This window comes from Gracilibacillus pellucidus (assembly GCF_033949965.1).
Taxonomy (GTDB): domain Bacteria; phylum Bacillota; class Bacilli; order Bacillales; family Amphibacillaceae; genus Gracilibacillus; species Gracilibacillus pellucidus.
The window spans coordinates 137,242-159,925 of sequence record NZ_JAWZSR010000002.1; the positions used below are offsets into that span (position 1 = coordinate 137,242).

The following is a 22,684-nucleotide window of genomic DNA, read 5'->3' on the forward strand; positions in this document are numbered from 1 at the left end:
ATTAAGATATAGTAGACTATTTATATTACTAATTTTTTAAAAAAGGATGATACTAATGGAAAAGACATTTACATTAAAAACTTCTCACCACGATCAAATGATTGATATTACCGCACAAGTAGCACAATATATTAGAGAACAACATGTGACAGATGGGATTGTCATTGTTTCCTCCCTACACACAACTGCGGGTATCACTGTAAACGAAAATGCAGATCCAGATGTTAAAACAGACTTTTTGCGTAGATTACGCGAAGTATATCCATGGGAACATCCAGAAGATTTACACATGGAAGGAAACACTGCTGCACATTTGAAGGTTAGCACAGTTGGACATAATCAGACATTAGTTGTGACAAATGAGCGACTTGTATTAGGAACATGGCAAGGAATTTACTTCTGTGAATTTGATGGACCACGCCATCGTAAATTTCACGTAAAAGTACTACAAGGTTAGTGCAAATGTGATGGCAAAGGCTTATAATGAATAGCAGCTAATAAAGGAAGACTTAGTATGTATGCATTTAACATCCTTTCACAAATTAATACAACCTAGCTAGTCACCAAGAATAACCTAACTTTTTTAGGGAGGGAAAACAATGCCCGAAAAAATGACAGAGACAGAAAGCACACTAGTAATCATCCAAGCGATTAAAGATGGGAAAAAAGGGGAACTGCAAGCATTCATTGATGAATTGCAACCATATGATATTGCCCAACATTATCATAGCCTTCCAACCAAACACCGCAATAAATTTCTCATTTATTTATCTATAGAACAATTAACAGACTTGTTGCAGGAGCTTGGTAAAGAGGAACAATTAGCCGTTATCTATAAGCTCGGTATTGAAAAATCTTCCAAAGTCTTTGATTTAATGCAAAATGATGACTTAGCATCCCTTCTTTCAGATTTAGAACCAGAGAAAATCGACGAACTATTGTCGGAAATGAAGGAAGAGGAATCAAAGGCTGTTCAAAACTTGATGAACTATCCGCCTGAAACAGCCGGAAGACTAATGAACAATCGTTATGTTTGGATTTCGCAACATTATACAGTCCGTCAAGCTGTTGATAAATTAAAACACTTCGCTGGTTTAGCTGAGTACCTTAACTATTTATATGTCATTGACGAACAAAAGAAACTATCAGGTGTTGTATCTTATCGTGATTTATTGTTAGCTGATATCCAAGATAAAATAGAAGATATCATGTATCGCAGAGTGGTAAAAGCCGAGGTACATACCGACCAGGAGGAAATCGCCAAACTAATCAGTAGATATGATTTTGTCTCATTGCCGATTGTCGAACCAGACAACACATTAGTCGGTGTCGTAACTGTTGATGACGTGATTGATGTCATGATGCAAGAAGCAAATGAAGATATTGAAAAATTATCTGCCTCTGGTAAAGCCATTACTTTTACAACAAAACCACTTGTAGCCGCTTATCGCCGGCTTCCTTGGTTAATTTTATTACTGTTCATTGGACTAATATCCGGCAGTATTATCAGTTCATTTGAAGACACGTTACAATCTGTTGTAGCCTTAGCCTTTTTCATGCCTCTGATTGCGGGTATGACAGGTAATACTGGTACACAATCACTTGCAGTAGTTGTTCGTGGTTTAGTTTCCGATGACTTAAATCTCAAACAAGTAATCAAACTCATTTTCCGAGAATTATGGGTTGGCATTATTATCGGAATTACATGTGGTGTCATGATCTCTATCATTGCCTATATATGGCGTGGGAATTTCATCCTTGGCTTAGTGGTAGGAAGTTCTTTACTAATTACATTAATCATCGGTACATTAGCAGGAACAATTATTCCACTCATCCTGTACAAACTGAAGGTAGACCCAGCTGTCGCGTCTGGTCCACTTATTACAACGATTAATGACATACTTTCCTTATTAATTTATTTCGGGATTGCAACAGCATTTATTACACAATTGTCGTGATGAAGCGATTCCTATCTTGAATTGAGGTATTAGTAAACAAAGCTCAGATCATGATCTGAGCTTTGTCTATTTAGAAGTTAAAATATTCTTTCGCATTGTAATAAGAGATATTTTGGACAATCTCTCGTAATGTTTCTTCATCGTTTGGATATTCTCCATTTTCTACCCATTCACCGATAAGGTTACACATAATACGACGGAAATACTCATGACGTGTATAAGATAAGAAACTACGTGAATCAGTCAGCATTCCGATGAAACGGCTGAATACACCAATATCCGCTAATGTCTCCATCTGCTTGATCATACCTAGCTTCGTATCGTTAAACCACCATGCTGTGCCGAATTGCATTTTCCCTGGTGTACCTCCACCCTGGAAGCTACCCATTAGTGTCGCAATCGTTACGTTATCTCTAGGATTTAGTGAGTAAAGAATCGTTTTTGGTAATGCATCTGCTTGATCTAATGAGTCAAGTAGTTTTACTAACGGACCAGCTACTAATGTATCATTCATAGAATCAAAACCAGTATCAGGACCAAGCTCCTTAAACATACGTGCATTATTGTTTCGGTGAGCATTCATATGATATTGCATTGCCCAGCCTCGTTTATGATATTCTTTTCCTAAGAAAGTAAGCGTAAATGACTTATATTTTTTCTCTTCTTCGATCGTTACTTTCTCATCTTTTAATGCTTTTGCAAAAATAGCATTAACCTCATCTGCAGTTGCTTTTTCATACATTACTTCATCTAAGGCATGATCTGAAACTCGACCACCTATCTCATGGAAGAAATCAATACGTTGTGCTAATGCTTGCTGGAAAGCCTCATAAGAATCAATGGTCATGCCTGTTACGTCCGCTAACTTCTCCACCCAGCTTAAGAAACCTTCTCGATTAATTTCCAATCCTTTATCAGGACGATAGCTCGGTAATACTTGCACATCAAAGGAAGTATCCGCTTTAATTTTCTCATGATATTCTAAAGAATCAGTCGGATCATCTGTTGTACAAATGACTTCTACTCCTGATTTCACAATAAAGTCACGTACATTCCATTCACCACTATTTAACAGACTATTAACCTTTTCCCAAATAGCTGGCGCTGTATGTTCATTTAATGGTTCTTCTACCCCAAAATAGCGCTTTAATTCTAAATGTGTCCAATGATAAAGTGGGTTACCGATTAGCTGTGGAACTGTTTTTGCCCACGCTAAAAATTTATCGTAATCACTTGCATTACCTGTTACATATTGTTCTTCAATACCATTTGCTCTCATTGCACGCCATTTATAATGATCACCATACAACCATACTTTTGTAATGTTTTCAAATTGGATATTGTCATAAATCTCTTGTGGACTTAAATGACAATGGTAATCAATAATCGGTAAGTCCTTCACATATTTGTGGTAAAGTGTTTCAGCGGTCTTGTTTGTTAAAACGAAATTGTCATCCATAAAGGCTTTCATTATGAACCTTCCTTTCTATAATCCTAGTAAATCTACATGTCTCCCAATATGTTTCACTAACGACTCTCGATAAGCATCCTCATGATTAATTAACGTCGTGAAAAATTCTGTGTTAAACAAATCGTTACCAGCCTCATCTTGAGCAGTTAATAGAATTCCATATGTAACATGGAATAACTGACGAGAGGCATCATGATCCATATAAGACGGAAGCTCCTCATCTTTCGTTTCATTTAGTGGTGCTACGCTATCTAAGTCAGGTGTTACATGATAATATTTTAATGTTTCCTCAAAATGCTCTTCTGCATAGACATGCATTCTGCGATAAAGGTCAGGATTTACTTGTGCAATAACACGGACAGCTTCTAACCAGTTCGTACCTGCCGTTTTAATATGCAATAGCCCTTCTGTATACTTGCCGATAATCGGGAAAACACTGAATTTATCGCTACCAGAGTGAATACTGAGCTTATAACCAAAATATTTCGCAATTTCTGCATGCTCTTGCAATTCTTTCTCAAATTGCGTAATGTCCCCTATATAATCAATACCTTTTTGGAACTCGCCACAGAATCGTGGTGCTAAACTTTGCACTGTCACGCCTCTTCTTCGCAGTTCTTCTGCAACAAAAAAGTGTGCTTCTGGTGCCGTAACAGTTTCCGTCTCATCAATAGAAATTTCAAAATCGATTGCTTTTTCAGCCTTAGAAATATACGCATTATAAACATGTTCCATAAAATCAATCGCTTCGCCATATACAAGTACATTTTTATGGAGACTTGCTTCATCAAATGTTATGTTTAATCCGTCAGCATCAAATGATTTGTTTACATAATGAGTACTATAATAGTCTTTGCGCTCTGCTGGCAAACTTGCAAATTCCTTACTAACCTCTGCTACAGACATCTCTTCAATGCCATTACGAATTTGCTCAGAACAATCCAATGTGATAAAAGAAAACCCAAGATCTAACGCATACTTAATATCTTCTTCTAATTTAATATGGTCAGCATCTGCTCCATAACCATCTTTATAACCTTCTTGGAATACCGCGAATGTTGCTGCATCTAAAATATCTGTCATTGTACGATTTAACAACGTCAATTCACGAATACTTTGTTGAGCAAGGATCGGTTTTACTTTTCTATCCCTCACTGTCTCTATATGCCCTGGAGACGCTAAACCTAGCCTGTCACCAAGTCCCATTGTCGCAATGTCTGTACCGAATGCTTGTGGCTTGGTATAATCAAAAAACTGATTAAGCACTTGGCTATTCTCATGTGTTAATGGACACACTTTTCCGCCTTGTACCACTTCACCATTCAACGCATCAAACAATGGACCATCACCTACCGCAATAAGGTATTTCGTTTGAGCCGCTTTCACCATAATAAGAGAAACATTATCTTGCTTTTCTAATGAATGTTGATAAACTTTCACTACATCTGAAGATTCTGGAGACTGTCCTTCTTGTAACGCTTTCACTACTGACTGAAACTGTTCCAATTATTTCACTCCTTTTCTCTGTTAACGGTTCCAAACTTTTGCTATAATAAAATAACAACGTTGTTATTTATATGATATACTATTTGAAAATAGAACACAACTATAAAGTGAGACTTCAATCAGTGGGAGTTTTTTACTCCCACTGATTGTTAGCGAAACTTATCAGGGCGTTAGCGTCCGTTTATCCCCCACTTAACTTCCTTGTTTTCACTTGAATCTTGAAGTGAGGGATTTACGGACGTTTGCACCGTGATAAATTTTACAATTTCACAGAAAGTTAAAGGTGATCATGATGCACGTAACAATTAAAGATATCGCAAAAGAAGCTAATGTCAGCTATTCCACTGTTTCCAAAGCATTAAATAATAGTCCGCTCGTAAAAGAAGGAACGAAACAAAAAATCTTGCGTGTTGCCGAAAACATGGGATATGAGCCCAATTTAGCTGCGAAACAGTTAGTCCGTAAGAAAACAGAGGTGATTGGATTAATCTGGCCAACGATTGAGAGAGTTGTACTAGCTACTTTAGTAACAAATATTAGTAAAGCTTTTGAATCTAGCCGTTATTCGATGATTTTATCTGTAGATCCTATTGAAATGGCAATGGATACCTTCAAAAAGTTTCAAGTAGACGGAACAATCGTTTTTGCGGAGTCAGAGAATAGGATTCCTGAAGATAATATTCCATTAGTCGCCTATGGTGTCTCTGGCAAAAATGAAGGGACATACCCAATCATTGATGCCAATCACGAACAAGCTATCCAAAAAGCTGTCCATTATTTATATGATTTAGGACATCGAGATATCGCTTATGTAGGACTTTTGCATACAACGGATTCGTTACAAAATGAGAAGATAGAAGGCTATCAAAAAGCGTCTAGAAAGCTTGGACTAACAGAACATAGTATTACAACCAATGGTCTAGATTGGTTTGATGGTTATCTAGCAGTAAATGACGTATTATCATTAGCTAAAAGACCGACCGCTATTATCGGTGGTAGTTATGATATAAGTAGCGGCATTCTTCGAGCGCTGCATGAAAAAGGGATCAGCATTCCAGAAGAAATGTCATTAATCAGTTATGACAATATTCCACAAATGGCTACAGCAGAAACACCGCTGACATGTGTCGGAGTCCCTGTCGACCAACTTGCTGAAGAAATTGTTAATACCATCATTCAACGAATCGAATCAGATGATACGAATGTAGCAAAAAAATTAAAGCCAACACTCACAGAACGAGAAAGTACCGGTACAGTGCCACCACAACATCGTTCCAATTAGCAATAAAAAATCTGAACAATAATATAGCAACGGGCGTTTTAGACGCTCGTTGCTGAAGCATGCGTACCACATTAATGTTCAGATTTATGTTTATTTACTATTCGGTTGTCTCAGCCTAATGATCAATCATCATATTCTACTTTGAGAAAATCACCTGTACTTGCATCTATTTCTAATTCAACATCACCTTTATCTGTTCGAATCTCTACTTCATAGATATATCGCTCATCTTCATCTTCCAGATCAAATTCTACTATTGTACCAGCATACTTTTCTAAAGCAATGGAGCGAACTTCCTCGGCTGATAGCCATTCATTTTTATTTTCTGCTAGATTAGCTTGTTTCACTTTATCGTCATCTTCATCAACGGAAATATATAATATCTCCCCTGTGTTTGCGTGTATAGCTAGTTCAACCTCGCCTGTTTCTGTTACTAATTCCATTTCGTAATAATAACGACCATCGTCTTCATCCATTTCCATCTCTGTCACTACACCTGGATACATATCCGTTGCAATGTTTTTTGCTTTTTCCATTGAAATAAAGGCGTCATCCTTCGATTTAGCTTCATGTTCTTGTGTGTCGTTAGAGAGTGCTACGGTTGTCACTTGTTCATTGTTATTGCTTTGTTTCTTATCAATATGAACAATGTCACCTGTTTCAGCATCTACTTCCATTTTATATTGATAATCTGATCCAGCCATTTTCACCTCATATATGTTGTTACTCTCATCTAATTCAAATGACTCAATCTCTCCAGAAAATTTAGCAGACACCTTTTGTTCTGCTTCCTCTTTAGATACATATGCATTAGCGGTCGTAGGTGAAAATTGCATCACTGCTAACACCCCTCCGATAGTAATTAAACCTGAAACAATAATAAAAAATGCTTTATTCGACATGTTTTGTCCTCCTTGTTAATGTTGTTAACTCTATCATAACCAAGGAAAATGAGTATACTATAAGAGAAAAATGAGAAAACAATGAGAAATGTTTTCTGCCTATGAAAAAACCCGATTTAGCTACTGCTAAACCGGGTTTTCTTTCCTATTAAGCTTCGATAGTTAATTCAGCTAACCGCTCTGCAGCAGCTTTTACTTCTTCTAAACCGTTAGCTACGATTTCTTCTGCTTTATGTGGCATTGCATTATGTCCTTCAATAATCACTTCTTCGACAATTTCCATTCCGAAGATTCCACCTAAAACATTGCGCATGTAGTTAACAGCCATTTCCATCGGTGCTGCTTCTGGTGTAGAATAAACACCTCCACGAGCATTTAAGATAACAGCTTTCTTATCTGTTAATAATGGAATAAGGTTACCTTCTGCATCATATTTGAATGAGAAACCTGCTGCATATACATAATCAATAAATGTTTGTAATTTGGCAGGAATCGTTAAATTCCATAATGGAAAAGCAAATACAACTACATCAGCAGCAGTAATAGCATCCATTGCTTTTTGTTTTGCTGCTAACAGACGAGATTCCACATCTGTCAATTCTTGCTCATTTTGCACTTTACCAAATGCATTGAAAAGGTCTTGACCGAAATATGGTGTATCTTCCTCATATACATCATATGTTGTTACATTAACATCTTTATCTTTTAATGCAGCAATTGCTGTTTCATACATTTTACTTGAAATTCCCTCTGAAGAAGGACGATTGTTTGCTTTTACTACTAATACATTCATTAAAAATCTCTCCTTGTCACTAAAATATCTATTTAAATAGAAAACTATTTTTCATATTTAGTTTTCGATTGTAACATAAATCAAAAGAGAGCGGAACTTGTCCGCTCTCCTTTTTCGACATGTTCAAAAAGTTGTCATAATAAATCATTCAAATTACCTACATATCAGTCCAAACAGCATGATATACATCCTTAAGAGCTATGCCATTTTGTTCAGCAATTTGCTTACAATCATCATATTCTGGAGATGCCTTGATTACTTCCCCTTGCTGGATTCCCTCTTTCACTCGAACAGGCCCCCATTTTGTATCAACCGTTCGTATTCTTCGTTCCATGCGGAACACAGACAATGGGTAATAACGAATCCCTAATGTAGTGGTTTCCGCTAATAGAATCTGCTTCATGTCTGCTAGTTTCGCTTCACTACACAGTAATTGCAATTGTACAGCTGGACGATTCTTTTTCATATAAATCGGTGTGTAATAAACATCATTTGCTCCTGCATCTAATAACTTGTCCATTACATAACCAAGCCATTCACCAGGAGTATCATCTAAGTTCACTTCGACTTTGATCATATTGTCATCGACATGCTCATGGTCTGGCGGATGTTTGCCCATTTTCCCCACCCTCTCCTCTATCTCATCTCTCTTTTACAATACGTGTAAGAAATTGCTGTGTTCTCGGTTCTTTTGGCTTCTCTAATACATCTTTCGGAGGGCCTTGCTCGACAATATGACCACCATCCATAAAAATAACATGGTCAGATACATGTCTGGCAAAAGATACTTCATGTGTCACAACAACCATTGTCCATCCTTCATTCGCTAATTCTTTTATAACACTAAGCACTTCTCCAACCAACTCCGGATCAAGTGCAGATGTTGGTTCATCGAATAACATTAATTCTGGCTCAATCGCAAGTGCTCGAGCAATACCAACACGTTGCTGTTGACCACCAGATAATTGATGTGGATATAAATCCATCTTGTCGTGTAAACCAACTTTTGTCAACAATTGTTGCGCTTCATTTCTAGCTATTTGCTTATCCTTTTTCTGCACAATTACAGGACCTTCCATCACATTTTGTAATGCTGTCTTATGAGGAAACAAGTGATAAGACTGAAAAACCATGCCTGATTTCCTTCTTAATCGGAGCATGTCTTTTTTCGTTAATTTTTGCGTAAAATCTAGTGTAAAGCCATCTCCAAATTGGTAGTGACCTTGTTCAGGCAGTTCTAAGCCATTCAAACAACGTAAAAAGGTTGTCTTTCCAGAGCCAGACGGCCCCATAATCGTGACGACCTTTCCCTTTTCCACCGTTATGTCAACATTTTTTATGACATGTAAATCCTGAAAACTTTTCGTTAAGCCATTTATAGACAAAAGCATGATAATACCCCTTTTTTATTTTGCTATATAGCGATCCAACCTGCGTTCTACTACTTCTTGAACAATCGATAAAGCAAAACAAATGATCCAATATAAAACGGCTGCTTCCATATATAACAACATAAACTGATAAGTTGTCGCAGCAATCTCTTGTGCTTTTCGAAACAATTCTGTTACTAAAATCATCGAGGCAAGTGATGTATCTTTTATTAAACTAATAAACGTATTGGAAAGAGGTGGGATAGATACTCTTGTTGCTTGAGGTAAAATAATTCTCCTTAATGTCGTCGTATAGTTCATACCTATCGTATAACCTGCTTCCCATTGACCTTTTGGTATAGAGGAAATCGATGCACGGATAATTTCTGATGCATATGCTCCAACATTTAGCGAAAAAGCGATGACAGCACTTGGTAATGGATTAAGCGTGATACCAAGTGTCGGCAATCCATAAAAGACAATAAATAATTGCACTAATAATGGTGTTCCTCTAATCGCGGACACATAAAATGTAGCAGGTGCTCGTACTAACCTAATTGGCGATAACCGCATAACAGCCGTGATTAAGGCAATAATAATTCCGATAAAAAAAGAAACAAGCGCAAGGGGAATCGTATATTTGATTGCCCCTTCCACCATTGGCCAAAGTGCTTGCAGGATTAAATCCACATTATCTGTTAAACCAACTTGCACATTATTGACTAGAAACATCTTCACCAAACCATTCTTCGGATATTTCCGCTAATGTACCATCTTCTTTCATTGCTGTTAATGCCTCATTAAATGCTTCTACAAGCTCTTCGTTCCCTTTGCGAAAAGTAAAAGCTGTTTCCGATACATCTTCACCTTCTACCGCTATTTTAATTGAGTCATCGCCAGTTTCATTGATATATTCTAATACAGCTAGACGATCATTCACGGTTACCTCTACTCGTCCTAGCTTGATATTTTCAATGGCTTGCGCGAGCCCCTCTACTCCAACAATCTCTGCCCCATTTTCTTCTGCAACATGACGGAAATTACTGTCTAATGATTGTGCTGATTTCTTCCCATCTATATCATCAAATGACGTAATCTCATCATTATCTGCCGGAACTACTACTACTGAACCAGAATACGTATATGGCTCTGAAAAATCATAAGACTCCAATCGTTCTTGATTAATACCAACCTGATTGGCAATCACATCAAATCGTTCCGCATTCAAACCTGCAAACATAGAGTCCCATTGTGTTTCATCAAAAGATGCTTCAACCCCGATATGAGAAGCAAGTTCACGAATTACCTCTACATCATAACCAGTTAAATTACCTTGATCATCATGGAATGTAAATGGCGCATATGTACCTTCTGTTCCAACATTTATCACGCCATCTTCTTTTATTTGCTCATATAAATTCACTGTTTCTTCTGTCGTCGTATCTTCTTCATTGTCTACTCCACAAGCTGCTAATACTGCTACAAGCACGACCATCAGTATTTTTTTCATATTGCTACCTCCATATGTTATTTGCTTTTTTACACATAAAGTGAGACTTCAATCAGAGGAAGTTTTTGACTCCCACTGATTGTTAGCGAAACTTATCAGGGCGTTAGCGTCCGTTTATCCCCCATCTTCGCTTCTTTGTTTTAACTCGAATCTTGAAGTGGGGGTTTTTCGGACTCGTGCACCGTGATAAAAAAAGAAGGGACTATTTGTGATATAGTCTCTTCTCTTTCGGAGGAAATATGCTTAGGATTACTGATAAATTTCATTCTAATCATACACATTGACTTATTAGCTAAACGAAATATGATAGGATTTATTAGCCTCTACAGTGAATTCAAATAAATAAGGATTAGTTTGAGTAAAAGGTTGGTTTTTAATCATTATTTTCGCATAATTCGGTATCCTCACTCGGCAGATTCCTGACTGATTAGCATGAATCGTTGCTTCTATTAATTGATGCTCCTCCCATTTACATGCTATTTCGTAACCACCACGAGCTTTTAATCCTTTAACACACCCATTTTTCCACACTTTAGGTAAAGCAGGAAGCAAATGGATTTCCTGTTGATGACTTTGCATAAGCATCTCTGCAATACCGGCAGTACCACCAAAGTTCCCATCAATTTGAAATGGTGGATGGTTATCAAATAAATTAGGTAATGTTGATTGTTTTAATAATTCTACTACATTTTCATAGGACTTCTCACTTTTAAATAAACGAGCCCACATATTAATAATCCATGCCCTACTCCAACCAGTATGTCCTCCCCCATGTGCCAATCTTCTATTTAGCGTTATCTCAGCTGCATCTGCTAATCCCGGTGTAGTTAAAGGAGAAACCTGATTACTTGGATGTAAGGCAAACAAATGTGAAATATGGCGATGGCCTGGTTCTGCTTCATCATAATCTTCTAGCCATTCTTGAATTTGGCCATGCTTGCCAACCTTTATTGGAGGTAGTTTTGCTTTTAGTTCCGACAACTGTTGACGAAAACTTTCGTCAACATCCAATAGCTCACCTGCTTTCATACAACTAGAAAATAAACGATCGATAATTTGACTATCCATTGCTGGCGCAATACACAAATTCCCCTTTTCCCCGTTTGGCAATAGATACGTATTTTCTGGAGATACGGATGGCGTTGTCACCAATAAGCCTTCACTATTTTCCACCAGAAAATCAACGAAAAATAATGCTGCTTCTTTGAGTGTATCGTATTTTTCCTGTAAAAATGCCAGGTCACCTGTATACTCATAATGCTCCCACAAATGTAAACAAAGCCAAGCAGCTCCTAATGGCCAATAGCTTGCAGGTGGATAGATATCTTGTGGTGCTGTATCACCCCAAATATCTGTATTGTGATGTGCAGTAAAACCTCGACAATTATACATTTTCTTTGCAGTTATTCTGCCTGATTCTTTCATTTTTTCAATATGTTCTAATAACGGTACATGACATTCCGATAAATTACATACTTCGGCTGGCCAATAATTCATCTGGGCATTAATATTAAGCGTATACTTACTATCCCACGGCGGAAGCATATTATCGTTCCAAATCCCTTGTAGTGTAGCCGGTAAGGAATTCAGTCTACTTGAAGCAATCATTAAATAACGACCAAAGTGGAAGTATGTATTAATCAATCCTAGATCTGCGTCTCCAAGCTTCATATTGTGTAATCTTTCGTCAGTTGGTAAGTGAACTTCAGAATCTGCTTGATTAAAAATATCTAGCTCTACTCGATTGAAAAGTCTTTGGTAATCCTCCACATGGCGTCCTTTAAGTGATTCATAATCAGTTGCTCCGAAACGTTCGATTATTTGCTGACATTGCTTAACTGGATCCTCATATCTAAAAGAGGTTGCGGCACAGACTAATATGGTTACAGCACTTGCTTTATCCACACATATCCGATTTCCAAGTGTCTTTACTTCTCCATCCTCTACCATTACTTTTACTAATGCAGAAAAAGCTATACCATCCTTTCCACCTGTTTCTCCTGACATCACAATACTAGAATCAGAAAGCGCAGCTGTAGTATCAAAATTCCGAGTATTTCCTCTATCTAAGTATATTTGAAAAGTTAATCCCGTCGCATTAGTCGTTGTCAACCGCATTGCTAACAATTGATCCGGATAACTAGTAAATACCTCTCTATCATATTTACTATCATTTGCAGAAAAACTAGTTTTAGTAATAGCTGTATTTAAATCCAATTCCCGATGATAGTCAGTAAAATCATCTAAGCCGTTAAAATGAATGTTCATTTCGCCTAATGGCTCATAATGACGCTGGCTTTTTGGAATACCTGATAAGCACAATCTAGCTAATTCTTCTGCCTCCTTTAATTTCCCTTCTTGTAATAATGCTCGTATTTCTTCTATATGAGGTAACGCATCTGGATTTAGCCGATCACGTGGACCACCATACCAAACAGAATCTTCGTTTAATTGAATTTTTTCTTTTTCTACCTGACCAAATACCATTCCACCTAATCTACCATTTCCAATGGGTAAAGCTTCATTCCAATTATTTGCTGGTCTTTTGTACCATAATTTTTTACTCATCTTTACACATCCTCTCCCAAATAGGTGAATAGGATTCCTCTTTTCAGAGGAATCCTATTTTATATTACTTGTTGTGTGGAGCTTGAATACTTTTCTTTCAAATACCGAATACTATCATTAATATACGGTTCTTTCGTATTTTCTAACAATACTTCAATATATGGCTTATGTTCTTTTAACCATTCGAAGAGTAATGGATAATTTAATAAACCTTTGCCAACAGGAACCATCTTGATCCAATTATCCTCTATAACAAAATCTTTCGCATGAATGGCAATGATACGATCACCGAACAATTCAAATGATTCAGCAAAAACATCTTCTTGCTGCTCATAGTTTTCCATTGACATAAAATTGGCCGGATCAAAAATGACTTGTAGATGATTTGAATCTACTTCATCAATGAGTCGCTTCATTTTTTGTGGAGTATGGATCGGATGATTAATACCACCCTCTATTCCAACAATCACTCCCCATTTTTCCGCTTCATCCGTCAATTCCTTCACACTACTTACGACTTTTTGAAAAGCCTCTTCGGTAAAATTGTCCTCGGTATACCCCATCTTTTCGTTTATATTACCTGTCTCAGAAGCAACAATACTACAACCGAAATCACGCGCGAAACGGATATGTTCCTTAAATCTGGCTAATAATTGTTCTCGTTTTTCTTTATGCGGATGAATCATATTAATATAGCATCCCAATATTGCTATATCGATGTCCTGTTGCTTAAAGGTATGCTTCATATATTTTGCATAGCCTGGGCTTAATGTCCCTGTTTCCGTAGGGATATTCTTAAATGATTTTGCTAATGCTAGTTGAACAGCATGTAGTCCTTTCGAGGATACTTCCTCTGCAATTTGTTGTGGTTCTGCAAAGTCCACATCATGCCCACGAATACCAAGATTCAACTCCATATTTGCTCCTCCCTTTTTGTACTAAATACAAGAAGAAGAGCTAACCTATTTTGTAATCGGGCTAGCTCTGATTCATTTACTATCAACTCTGATACTTTTTCTATCAACTTTTCGGATTTACTATCAACTTCTCATTATTATCTCGCTAGCCATCCGCCGTCTACTGCTAAAATATGTCCGTTCATATAATCGGATGCTGTGCTTGCTAGGTAGACTACCGTTCCCATTAAATCACTTGGGTCTGCCCAGTATCCTGCCGGGATTCTTGATAAGATTTCTGCGTTACGCTTTTCGTCAGCACGAATTGGTGCTGTATTTTTCGTTGCAAAATATCCCGGGGCAATCGCATTTACTTGGATGCCATGTTCAGCTAATTCGTTAGCAAATGATTTGGTTAGACCTGCTACTGCATGCTTACTTGCTGTGTATGGCGGAATAAATTTACCACCTTGAAAAGATAACATGGAGGCAATGTTAATTATTTTCCCGGAACCTTTTTCCACCATAACCTTTGCAGCTCTTTGACTTAAGAAATAAACAGCGTCTAGATTAAGACCGATCACATCATCCCAGTCTTCATCGTTAAATTCCAACAATGGATTTCGTCTAATCGTTCCGGCATTGTTGACGAGAATATCAACTGTGCCAAACTCCTCTACACAAGCTGGTACGACTTGTTGTAACTGTTCGCGATTTATCAAATCCGCTTGAAAAAAAGCTACCTCATTCTCGATATCTGCTAGTTGTTCCTTTGTATCCTCCCAGTCTGTTCCATGTGTCACCACAAATACATTGGCACCAGCCTTAGCCAAGGCTACTGTATAAGCCTGACCAAGACCAGTATTTCCACCTGTTACAATCGCTGTTTTACCTTTTAGAGAGAAATAATCTAATGAAAAATCTTGTAATCCCGTACCCATAGAGCATCCTCCTTAGCGTAATTGATCCATACTGATGTGATCCATGTCATCATACGTAATGTTCTCACCGCACATACCCCAAATAAATGTATAATTGCTTGTTGCTGTTCCACTATGAATGGACCAACTTGGTGAAATAACCGCTTGTTCATTTTTCAAAATAAGATGTCTTGTTTCACTTGGTTCCCCCATAAAATGGAATGCTCGCGTATTTTCTTCCATACCAAAATATAAGTAAACCTCACTACGACGATCATGTGTATGCGCTGGCATTGTGTTCCATACACTTCCTGGCTGAAGCATAGTTAAGCCCATTTGCAATTGACAGCTTTCACACACATTCGGGTGAATATATTGGTGAATTCTTCGCTCATTTAATGTTCCTGGCTCCCCAAGTTCTAATGGCTTAATATCCTTAATATCTATTTTTACCGTTGGATACGTATGATGTGCTGGTGATGACAACGTGTAGAACTTCGCCGGTTTGGCAGGATCGTTAGAACCGAACCATACTTCCTCCGTACCTCTGCTCACATATAAGCCATCATGGCGCTTCATTTCATAACGCTCACCATCTAACACAACATACCCATCATTACCGATATTAATAATACCTAGCTCACGACGTTCTAGAAAATAATTAACACCTAATTGTTTATCCAGCTTAATGGTTAATTCTTCTGCTGCAGGCGTCACTCCACCAAAAATCATTCGTTCCACATGTGTATAAGTTAAATGCACTTTGCCAGGTTCAAATAACTTCTCCACTAAAAACTTCTCACGCAACTCATCGGTATTGTATCTTTTAATTTCCTCCGGGTGATTAGCATAACGTACATCCATTTTTATTCCTCCTCATATTGGTTATCACGGTGCAAACGTCCGTAATACCCCCTCTTCAAGCTTCGAGCTGTAACAAGGAAGCTAGGTGGGGGATAAACGAACGCTAGCTCCCTGATAAGTTTTGCTAACAATCAGTAGAAGTTCTGGAGCTCCCACTGATTGAAGTCCCACTTTATCTACTTATTTCCTTATTAGAACTTACACGATACGATTCCACTTCCTCAGCGGAAAAGATATTGCCGTCGCCTCTGATCGTATGTTTTAGTACGGCATTCGCTATTGCAAAGGAGGCCATTTTCTCCTCAGACCAGTTATGCAAATAGCCATAGAGAATTCCCGCTGCATATGCATCTCCGCCACCAATACGGTCAATGACGGGATTGATCGTAAACTGGGCAGATTTTTCTAAAAACCCTTTCATAAATAGATTTCCTTGTAAAGAATGATGAGATGCTGTTCCTACTTTTCTTGTTGTCGAAGCAAATAGCTCAATGTTCGGATAACGATACTGAATTTGTGTATAATAGCTTGCTAAATCAGCTTGCTCTCCGATATTTAGTAGATATTTAGCATCCATATCATTACAAAAGGCAATATCAACAAAAGGTAACACGTCTTGTATTGCCACGCTCGCTTCTTCCTGAGACCACAATTTCGATCGATAGTTAAAATCAAAGCTAATTTTAACCCCTTTACTACGAGCTACTTGCATTGCTTCTTTCGTTATATGTCGCAATTCCTCTGATAATGCTAATGTAATACCTGTCGTATGAAACAGATCGACATCTTCTAACAATCGATCCCAATCTATTTCCGTCACTTGTAAATTAGCAAAGCTAGAAAATTTGCGATCATAGACTACTTCGCTAGACCTGTTCCCAATTCCTGCTTCTACAAAATAAATTCCTAATCTATCTCCCCCATATAAAACGGAAGTAGCGTCTACTCGATTTGACTGTAAATACCTTGCACACGCTTGACCGATCTGATTGTTTGGCACCTTTGTTACATACTTACTCTCGATTCCTAGGTTCGCTAATGAAACAGCAACATTTGCTTCTGCCCCGCCATAATAAAAATCAAATTGATTTGTTTGCTGAAGGCGTACTGCAGGGTCTGTTGTTAATCGTAATAACATTTCACCAAAAGTTAAAACGTTCATACAGTTACCCCTTTTGCTCTTGAAATATATGCATTAGCTAACTCGGTAATTTTTTGATAGTTCCCTTCCTTAGCTGGTGCTACTAGGTTTCCACCTATTCCAACCGCTATCGCACCATTTTTTAGCCATTTGTCGATATTGTCTAAACTCACACCACCAGTCGGCATCATGTTTGCTTGTGGAACAGGTCCATGAACTGCCTTAATAAAACTAGGGTCAATGCTAGCACCAGGAAAGATTTTTACTACATCTACACCAGACTCCATTGCTTCCTTAATCTCTGTAACAGTTAAGCATCCCGGTAAATAAGGGATTTGATATAAGTTACATAGTTTCGCTGTTTCCTTATCAAACGATGGTCCAACAATAAACGATGCACCAGCAAAAATCGCTTGCCTTGCGGTATATGCATCCAATACCGTCCCCGCCCCAATTATGACCTCTTGATCACTTTGATATTTCATTTGAAGCTCTTCTATGGCACGCTCCGCATTGGGTATCGAATAGGTCAATTCTATTATTTTCATTCCTCCTGCGATACATGCATCTGCAACATGTATTGCTTGCTCTGTTGATTCTGTGCGGATAACTGCTACTACTTTTTGCTGCTGTACATTTCGTAAAACTTGTAACTTTTTCATAGACTCACCTCACTTCTCTTTACATAACTAGCTAGAGGATGATTGATTTTAAGCAACGCTTGAACAAATAGCTGACAATGCGCGCGTGCACCAAGTTCATGCAAGTGCGTATCATCTTCTATTCCGTCTGGATAATTGTTATATTCTCCAGCTGCTAGCCTCATAAACCATTTTTTCGAGGCTTCATCACCTTGGTTTCGTAATGCGTCAGATGTAATAGAAAGCATATCGATACAGAGAACCTCTTCTTTTACCGCAAGTTCTTTCATTGCCTGTGGGTAATCACCATGTGTCTCAACTAGATGACCTGTTTCATTAAAATGCCTACGCGCAATAGATGTGAGTAATATGGGGATAACCCCAGCAGATCTAGCACACTGAATAAAGAAATGCAAATTATGTTGATAACTTGTGAATGGTTGTGTTGCACGTTCTTCATCTTTCTTTTGATCATTGTGGCCAAATTGAATGAGCACATAGTCACCAGGGTGAAACGCTCTCTCCATCTCATCCCAACGCCCTTCATCAATAAAGGATTTCGTACTGCGACCTGATGCTGCATGATTACGAACGATGATTTCATCCGTAAAATAATCTGCTAACGTTTGTCCCCAGCCCATTTGTGGGTATCTTGATGATTCAACAATTGCCATCGTAGAATCTCCCGCTAAAAATAACTGCGTGCCCATTAGTTATCCTCTTTTCCACGTTCCAATTGAATACTAGCTAAAATAAAAGCACCAACACCATGTAAATCATTCACACTTATCTCCCGATGAACATAATAATCATACGTACCAATTGATGTACCAATACAAATATCTTTTAACTGGAAATGCCCTTCATCATTTAACACTACTTTGTGATCTAATAAGCCTTGATATGCTTTTTCTGCATTACTGCGATAAGACGAATCAACATATCCTTTATTAACCGCTTTCGCAATAGCATAAGTAAACAAACAAGAACAAGAACTCTCTAAATAGTTGTCAGGTTGCTCTTGTTTATCCACAACTTGATACCAGAGTCCTGTTTCCTCATCTTGAAAAGTTATTAACGCAGCGATTAACTCCTGCACTACCCCCGTTAATTCTGCTCGCTTCGGATGATCTTCCTCTAACATTTCAATAAAATTAGTCGTCACCATTGCATACCAACCTAACGCACGCCCCCATACTTCAGGCGCATGACCTTTTTCCGTTGCCCATGGTGTTTGTTTACTTTCGTCATACCCATGATAATAAAGGCCATTTTCTTTCTTTGTATTTTTGCGCATTAATCGTTCTTGCTCCATCACTAAATCCGTTAATTCAGGCTCATCAAACAGCTGTCCGTACCGGATTGTAAATGGTCCCCCCATATATAAGCCATCTAACCACATTTGATATGGATATTTATCCTTATGCCAAAATCCACCTTCTTTTGTTTTGTTTAACGTATGCAGTAAGTTTCTTAACTTAGTTGCAGCGACTTTATAGCGTTTATCTTTCGTTTTCTCATACAATGGCAATAATAAAAGGCCTGGTTGGATCGCATCTAATTCACTTCTAGCAAAATAAAAGTTACCTTCCCCATCAACTAACTTATCCACATATTCTTTGTAATACTTGAAATACTTCTCTTCGCCTGTGTAGTTATACAAATCTTGCATACCACATAAGAAGACGCCTTGATGATAATGCCAGCGATTTTCTGGCGGTAATGCAATCGGCTCATATTGTTCCATCAACGTATCACATGCTTTTTTCGCCCAATCTAAGGCAGATAATTGCTTTACTGTCATCTAAATCACTCCTCTATTCCGTGATATTCAAACCAATCAAAATCTGCATAGTTATCTGTTTTACTACCATTACTAGAACAATACATGCCGATGTACGCCCCAACAAACCCATCTGCCACATCTGTACTTAAAATTCTTCCATCAGCCTTTTCCACTAACACTTGCCAATCAAAAGGCTTCGTCGTATAGAAAAAGGAATAGTCTTGACCGTTAGCTTCTACTTTTAGATACACTTTACCTGTTGCATCCATCTCTTCTTTAGCAAGTATTTCATCTTTACCAGCTTCTCGTCTCACCAGTCGGATAAATGTTTGGCCTGCTTCCAACACTAATTCCACCCTGAATTGAAAGTTGTGATTTTGTAACAATACGATTCCTGCTGTTTCATTCGCTTGCTTCGGTTCAAATTCCATCACTGTTTGAGCAAAGAAGTTCAGATGCTGCTGTCTTCTGCCAATAAAGGCTGGATTTTCTTCTTCCATAATGGTTTCTGGCTTTGCTTTTAATCGTAAAAAGCCGGGGCGTTCTGATAATGACCAAAACTCTCCTCTTGGCGTCCGTAAAAAGTTCCATTGGTCGTCTAACTCTTCTGCCTCGAACGAGTCTGCATGTGGAAGAGCACTCCATTTATGCTCGGGAAGATTGGGAAAGTCCATCGTAGGTTCTATAATTCCTTTGCCCTGATTAACAATCGGCCAGCCATCCTCCCAAATAAATGGAACGAGGAATGTTTCACGTCCAAGATTACGGTAGTAACCACCGTATGGTCTTGAGCCAAGCGCAACCATCCACCAATCACCATTTTGTGTTTCAACGATGTCAGCATGACCAACATTGACAATCGGATGATTCCTCCCTAAATGGCGATGTGTTAAGATCGGATTTGTTTCGGTCATCTCATATGGACCTGTCACCTCTTTACTTCGAGCAATCGTCACCGCATGTGTATGACCTGTTCCACCTTCTGCAATTATTAAATAATACCAGCCATCTATTTTATATAAATGTGGTGCTTCTTGAGCATGCGCATTCTTTAATGCACCATCCCACAAGCTATACTTTGGCCCAACTAACTGCTTCTTTTCTATATCTAATTCTTGCAACCAAATTTCGTTATGCTTTTTATAGTTTTGACCTGTTGGCGGTCTGCGATTACCTGTGTAATAGACTTTGCCATCATCATCAAAAAGCAATGAAGGATCAATGCCTGGCGCATCCTCTAACCAGTTTGGATCAGACCATGGACCAGCAGGATCTGTTGCCGTTACATAAAAATTACGTCTTGCACCTGTTTTACTAACAACAAAAGTAGTAATCATATAGAAAATGCCTTCATGATAGCGGATCGTCGGTGCATAAATCCCTCTTGAGTTTGGTGTTTGATCTAAATTAAGCTGTTCCGGTCGATCAAGCACATGACCGATTTGTTGCCAATTAACCAGATCCTTACTATGAAAGATTGGCACACCTGGAAAATACTCAAAACTTGACGTAACAAGATAATAGTCCTCGCCAACGCGGCAAATCGAAGGGTCTGGATAAAACCCTGGAATAATTGGATTGTTAAAGGTTTTCATTATCGTTCACCTGCCTTTTGTAGCTTGCTTTCATTACCTAAAATAAATAGTTCCTCCGTATCTTGATAAACAAGAACAGATTCATGTTGATTCAATGATGTTAACTCTTCTACTTTGATTCGCCTCGCATTATGTAATTGAAGTGCTGGACCTTTTCTTTGTTTCACTTCTACATGATGGAAACGAAGATCCTCGACATATTTAGCATAAATTCCTTCACCTGCCATACTAATCACCTCACGAACCATATCCGGTTCACCACCCGGTATTGTTTCGTCAGCGGTCATTTCTAACGTAACGTGCTCGATGCTAATATTTCTAATAGGCATTTCAGGCAAACCGTAAATAAAACCAGCAGCTGCACGACAGTTTCTTGCTGTAATATGGCTTATTCTCATTTGTTCCACAACCGGTGTTTTCTCTGTTATTGCAGCAGGAGCAGCATCTAATAATTCTGGATTGCTCTTGCTTACGCCGTGACGATAAAAAGCGTTGATCGCAATCGGACAGAGCACATTATCCATCATAATGTTTTGAACTAAAAGGTTACGAATATAGCTACCACGCTCGCGATTTGTTTTGACACGGATTCCTCGGTCAGTACCATCAAATACACAGTTAGACACCGTAATATTTTCAATACCGCCAGAATTTTCACTTCCTAATACAACGCCACCATGTCCATGATGCATCGTACAGTTAGTGACGGTAACATTTTTTGTTGGTATCCCGTAATGACGACCATCTTCATTAATACCTGACTTCAATACAACACAATCATCCCCAACATCAAAATGACAATCCGTAATTCTCACATTCTGACAAGAGTCAATATCTAATCCATCCCCATTCGGTGTATCAGATGGATTCTGAAATGTCACGTTTTGAATCGAAACATTATCACAAAACACTAAATGCGTATTCCAAAATGGTGAATTTTTAACTGTAACTCCTGAAATCGTGATATGCTTCGCTTCGTAAAACTGAATAAGTGGTGGGCGTAAAAATTGCGACGGCCACTCTACTAGATTCGTATCAGCAGGCTCCGTAAATGTTTTATTTGCCTCAGCAATTTCTTCTGTTTTCGGAGATTGATAATGTTCACCTTTTCGTAATTGTCTATTAATCTTCCACCACGCTCGACCATTTCCATTAATGATACCGTTCCCTTTAATCGCTACATTCGTAATGTTTTCACCAAAGATGAGTGGCATAAAACCATGACAAACATAACCAGACCAACGGGTTTTTACAACTGGATAGCGCTCAAAATCATCGATAAACGACAATTCCGCTCCAGCATCAAGATATAATGTCATATTACTTTTCAAAGCAAAGGGACCTGTTTCATAAACTCCAGATGGAAGGTAGACCGTCCCACCACCCGCTTTTTCACACGCATCAATTGCCTGCTGTATCGCTTTAGAACTATCTGTTTCTTCTTGTAGTTGATAGTCTTTCACATTGAATAAAGTCATGCG

At 38.2% G+C, this 22,684-nt stretch carries 21 protein-coding genes; 3 read left to right on the top strand and 18 right to left on the bottom strand.

The window, feature by feature from the left end; genetic code table 11:
- Positions 1-55 precede the first annotated feature (55 nt).
- Complete coding sequence (locus SH601_RS04050) at positions 56-457, top strand: secondary thiamine-phosphate synthase enzyme YjbQ (protein WP_319956970.1); 402 nt, start codon at positions 56-58, stop codon at positions 455-457.
- 142 nt (positions 458-599) lie between these two features.
- On the top strand, positions 600-1,958 hold the full coding sequence (gene mgtE, locus SH601_RS04055; protein WP_319956971.1) for a magnesium transporter: 1,359 nt from the start codon (positions 600-602) through the stop codon (positions 1,956-1,958).
- Positions 1,959-2,028: 70 nt separating this feature from the next.
- Here mgtE and uxaC read toward each other — a convergent pair whose 3' ends face one another.
- Together uxaC and SH601_RS04065 are read right to left on the bottom strand one after the other, a co-directional pair.
- Positions 2,029-3,429, bottom strand: coding sequence for a glucuronate isomerase (gene uxaC / locus SH601_RS04060; protein WP_319956972.1), 1,401 nt, complete (start codon positions 3,427-3,429; stop codon positions 2,029-2,031).
- A gap of 15 nt (positions 3,430-3,444) precedes the next feature.
- Positions 3,445-4,935 carry a tagaturonate epimerase family protein gene (locus SH601_RS04065; RefSeq protein WP_319956973.1) on the bottom strand — a complete coding sequence of 497 codons (1,491 nt, stop codon included), beginning with the start codon at positions 4,933-4,935 and terminating at the stop codon, positions 3,445-3,447.
- Positions 4,936-5,227: 292 nt separating this feature from the next.
- Here SH601_RS04065 and SH601_RS04070 point away from each other — a divergent pair, with 292 nt between their 5' ends.
- A complete protein-coding gene (locus tag SH601_RS04070; protein ID WP_319956974.1) occupies positions 5,228-6,217 on the top strand; it encodes a LacI family DNA-binding transcriptional regulator in 990 nt (329 codons plus the stop codon).
- 122 nt (positions 6,218-6,339) lie between these two features.
- Here SH601_RS04070 and SH601_RS04075 read toward each other — a convergent pair whose 3' ends face one another.
- The 16 genes from SH601_RS04075 to SH601_RS04150 all read right to left on the bottom strand — a co-directional run bounded on the left by SH601_RS04075 (position 6,340) and on the right by SH601_RS04150 (position 22,681).
- A complete protein-coding gene (locus tag SH601_RS04075) occupies positions 6,340-7,119 on the bottom strand; it encodes a PepSY domain-containing protein (protein WP_319956975.1) in 780 nt (259 codons plus the stop codon).
- 148 nt (positions 7,120-7,267) lie between these two features.
- On the bottom strand, positions 7,268-7,912 hold the full coding sequence (locus SH601_RS04080) for an FMN-dependent NADH-azoreductase (protein ID WP_319956976.1): 645 nt from the start codon (positions 7,910-7,912) through the stop codon (positions 7,268-7,270).
- Positions 7,913-8,069: 157 nt separating this feature from the next.
- Positions 8,070-8,531, bottom strand: coding sequence for a nickel pincer cofactor biosynthesis protein LarC2 (gene larC2, locus SH601_RS04085; protein WP_319956977.1), 462 nt, complete (start codon positions 8,529-8,531; stop codon positions 8,070-8,072).
- 22 nt (positions 8,532-8,553) lie between these two features.
- Positions 8,554-9,303, bottom strand: a complete 750-nt coding sequence (locus tag SH601_RS04090) for an amino acid ABC transporter ATP-binding protein (RefSeq protein WP_319956978.1) — start codon at positions 9,301-9,303, stop codon at positions 8,554-8,556.
- A 15-nt stretch (positions 9,304-9,318) separates the two neighbouring features.
- Complete coding sequence (locus SH601_RS04095) at positions 9,319-10,014, bottom strand: amino acid ABC transporter permease (RefSeq protein WP_319956979.1); 696 nt, start codon at positions 10,012-10,014, stop codon at positions 9,319-9,321.
- Entirely contained in the window at positions 9,998-10,792 is a 795-nt protein-coding gene (locus SH601_RS04100) for an amino acid ABC transporter substrate-binding protein (RefSeq protein WP_319956980.1), read from the bottom strand. Before SH601_RS04100 ends, SH601_RS04095 begins: the two co-directional genes overlap by 17 nt.
- Positions 10,793-11,080: 288 nt before the next feature.
- The gene (locus tag SH601_RS04105) at positions 11,081-13,360 is read right to left on the bottom strand and encodes a glycoside hydrolase family 95 protein (RefSeq protein WP_319956981.1); all 2,280 of its coding nucleotides are present in this window, start codon (positions 13,358-13,360) and stop codon (positions 11,081-11,083) included.
- 59 nt (positions 13,361-13,419) lie between these two features.
- Positions 13,420-14,277 carry a sugar phosphate isomerase/epimerase family protein gene (locus tag SH601_RS04110; RefSeq protein ID WP_319956982.1) on the bottom strand — a complete coding sequence of 286 codons (858 nt, stop codon included), beginning with the start codon at positions 14,275-14,277 and terminating at the stop codon, positions 13,420-13,422.
- A gap of 137 nt (positions 14,278-14,414) precedes the next feature.
- A complete protein-coding gene (kduD, locus tag SH601_RS04115) occupies positions 14,415-15,197 on the bottom strand; it encodes a 2-dehydro-3-deoxy-D-gluconate 5-dehydrogenase KduD (protein WP_319956983.1) in 783 nt (260 codons plus the stop codon).
- Positions 15,198-15,209: 12 nt separating this feature from the next.
- Entirely contained in the window at positions 15,210-16,040 is an 831-nt protein-coding gene (gene kduI, locus SH601_RS04120; RefSeq protein WP_319956984.1) for a 5-dehydro-4-deoxy-D-glucuronate isomerase, read from the bottom strand.
- Between the two features lie 172 nt (positions 16,041-16,212).
- Entirely contained in the window at positions 16,213-17,202 is a 990-nt protein-coding gene (locus tag SH601_RS04125; RefSeq protein ID WP_319956985.1) for a sugar kinase, read from the bottom strand.
- Positions 17,199-17,843: a bifunctional 2-keto-4-hydroxyglutarate aldolase/2-keto-3-deoxy-6-phosphogluconate aldolase gene (locus SH601_RS04130; RefSeq protein ID WP_319956986.1), complete on the bottom strand. Its 645-nt coding sequence runs from the start codon at positions 17,841-17,843 to the stop codon at positions 17,199-17,201. Before SH601_RS04130 ends, SH601_RS04125 begins: the two co-directional genes overlap by 4 nt.
- A complete protein-coding gene (locus tag SH601_RS04135; RefSeq protein ID WP_319956987.1) occupies positions 17,840-18,532 on the bottom strand; it encodes a rhamnogalacturonan acetylesterase in 693 nt (230 codons plus the stop codon). The genes SH601_RS04130 and SH601_RS04135 overlap by 4 nt, the downstream gene beginning before the upstream one ends.
- The gene (locus tag SH601_RS04140; RefSeq protein WP_319956988.1) at positions 18,532-19,626 is read right to left on the bottom strand and encodes a glycoside hydrolase family 88/105 protein; all 1,095 of its coding nucleotides are present in this window, start codon (positions 19,624-19,626) and stop codon (positions 18,532-18,534) included. Before SH601_RS04140 ends, SH601_RS04135 begins: the two co-directional genes overlap by 1 nt.
- Positions 19,627-19,631: 5 nt before the next feature.
- Positions 19,632-21,203, bottom strand: coding sequence for a glycoside hydrolase family 43 protein (locus SH601_RS04145; RefSeq protein WP_319956989.1), 1,572 nt, complete (start codon positions 21,201-21,203; stop codon positions 19,632-19,634).
- Positions 21,203-22,681, bottom strand: a complete 1,479-nt coding sequence (locus SH601_RS04150) for a glycoside hydrolase family 28 protein (RefSeq protein ID WP_319956990.1) — start codon at positions 22,679-22,681, stop codon at positions 21,203-21,205. Before SH601_RS04150 ends, SH601_RS04145 begins: the two co-directional genes overlap by 1 nt.
- Between the last annotated feature and the right edge of the window lie 3 nt (positions 22,682-22,684).

What these genes read in the sequence shown, in the direction of transcription:
- mgtE (WP_319956971.1), top strand. Translation starts at nt 600, where the DNA reads ATGCCCGAAAAAATGACAGAGACAGAAAGCACACTAGTAATCATCCAA.
- SH601_RS04135 (WP_319956987.1), bottom strand. Translation starts at nt 18,532, where the DNA reads ATGGGCACGCAGTTATTTTTAGCGGGAGATTCTACGATGGCAATTGTT.
- uxaC (WP_319956972.1), bottom strand. Translation starts at nt 3,429, where the DNA reads ATGAAAGCCTTTATGGATGACAATTTCGTTTTAACAAACAAGACCGCT.
- SH601_RS04145 (WP_319956989.1), bottom strand. Translation starts at nt 21,203, where the DNA reads ATGAAAACCTTTAACAATCCAATTATTCCAGGGTTTTATCCAGACCCT.
- kduI (WP_319956984.1), bottom strand. Translation starts at nt 16,040, where the DNA reads ATGGATGTACGTTATGCTAATCACCCGGAGGAAATTAAAAGATACAAT.
- SH601_RS04105 (WP_319956981.1), bottom strand. Translation starts at nt 13,360, where the DNA reads ATGAGTAAAAAATTATGGTACAAAAGACCAGCAAATAATTGGAATGAA.
- SH601_RS04075 (WP_319956975.1), bottom strand. Translation starts at nt 7,119, where the DNA reads ATGTCGAATAAAGCATTTTTTATTATTGTTTCAGGTTTAATTACTATC.
- SH601_RS04080 (WP_319956976.1), bottom strand. Translation starts at nt 7,912, where the DNA reads ATGAATGTATTAGTAGTAAAAGCAAACAATCGTCCTTCTTCAGAGGGA.
- SH601_RS04100 (WP_319956980.1), bottom strand. Translation starts at nt 10,792, where the DNA reads ATGAAAAAAATACTGATGGTCGTGCTTGTAGCAGTATTAGCAGCTTGT.
- SH601_RS04110 (WP_319956982.1), bottom strand. Translation starts at nt 14,277, where the DNA reads ATGGAGTTGAATCTTGGTATTCGTGGGCATGATGTGGACTTTGCAGAA.
- SH601_RS04050 (WP_319956970.1), top strand. Translation starts at nt 56, where the DNA reads ATGGAAAAGACATTTACATTAAAAACTTCTCACCACGATCAAATGATT.
- SH601_RS04130 (WP_319956986.1), bottom strand. Translation starts at nt 17,843, where the DNA reads ATGAAAAAGTTACAAGTTTTACGAAATGTACAGCAGCAAAAAGTAGTA.
- kduD (WP_319956983.1), bottom strand. Translation starts at nt 15,197, where the DNA reads ATGGGTACGGGATTACAAGATTTTTCATTAGATTATTTCTCTCTAAAA.
- SH601_RS04090 (WP_319956978.1), bottom strand. Translation starts at nt 9,303, where the DNA reads ATGCTTTTGTCTATAAATGGCTTAACGAAAAGTTTTCAGGATTTACAT.
- SH601_RS04150 (WP_319956990.1), bottom strand. Translation starts at nt 22,681, where the DNA reads ATGACTTTATTCAATGTGAAAGACTATCAACTACAAGAAGAAACAGAT.
- SH601_RS04125 (WP_319956985.1), bottom strand. Translation starts at nt 17,202, where the DNA reads ATGAACGTTTTAACTTTTGGTGAAATGTTATTACGATTAACAACAGAC.
- SH601_RS04140 (WP_319956988.1), bottom strand. Translation starts at nt 19,626, where the DNA reads ATGACAGTAAAGCAATTATCTGCCTTAGATTGGGCGAAAAAAGCATGT.
- SH601_RS04070 (WP_319956974.1), top strand. Translation starts at nt 5,228, where the DNA reads ATGCACGTAACAATTAAAGATATCGCAAAAGAAGCTAATGTCAGCTAT.
- SH601_RS04095 (WP_319956979.1), bottom strand. Translation starts at nt 10,014, where the DNA reads ATGTTTCTAGTCAATAATGTGCAAGTTGGTTTAACAGATAATGTGGAT.
- larC2 (WP_319956977.1), bottom strand. Translation starts at nt 8,531, where the DNA reads ATGGGCAAACATCCGCCAGACCATGAGCATGTCGATGACAATATGATC.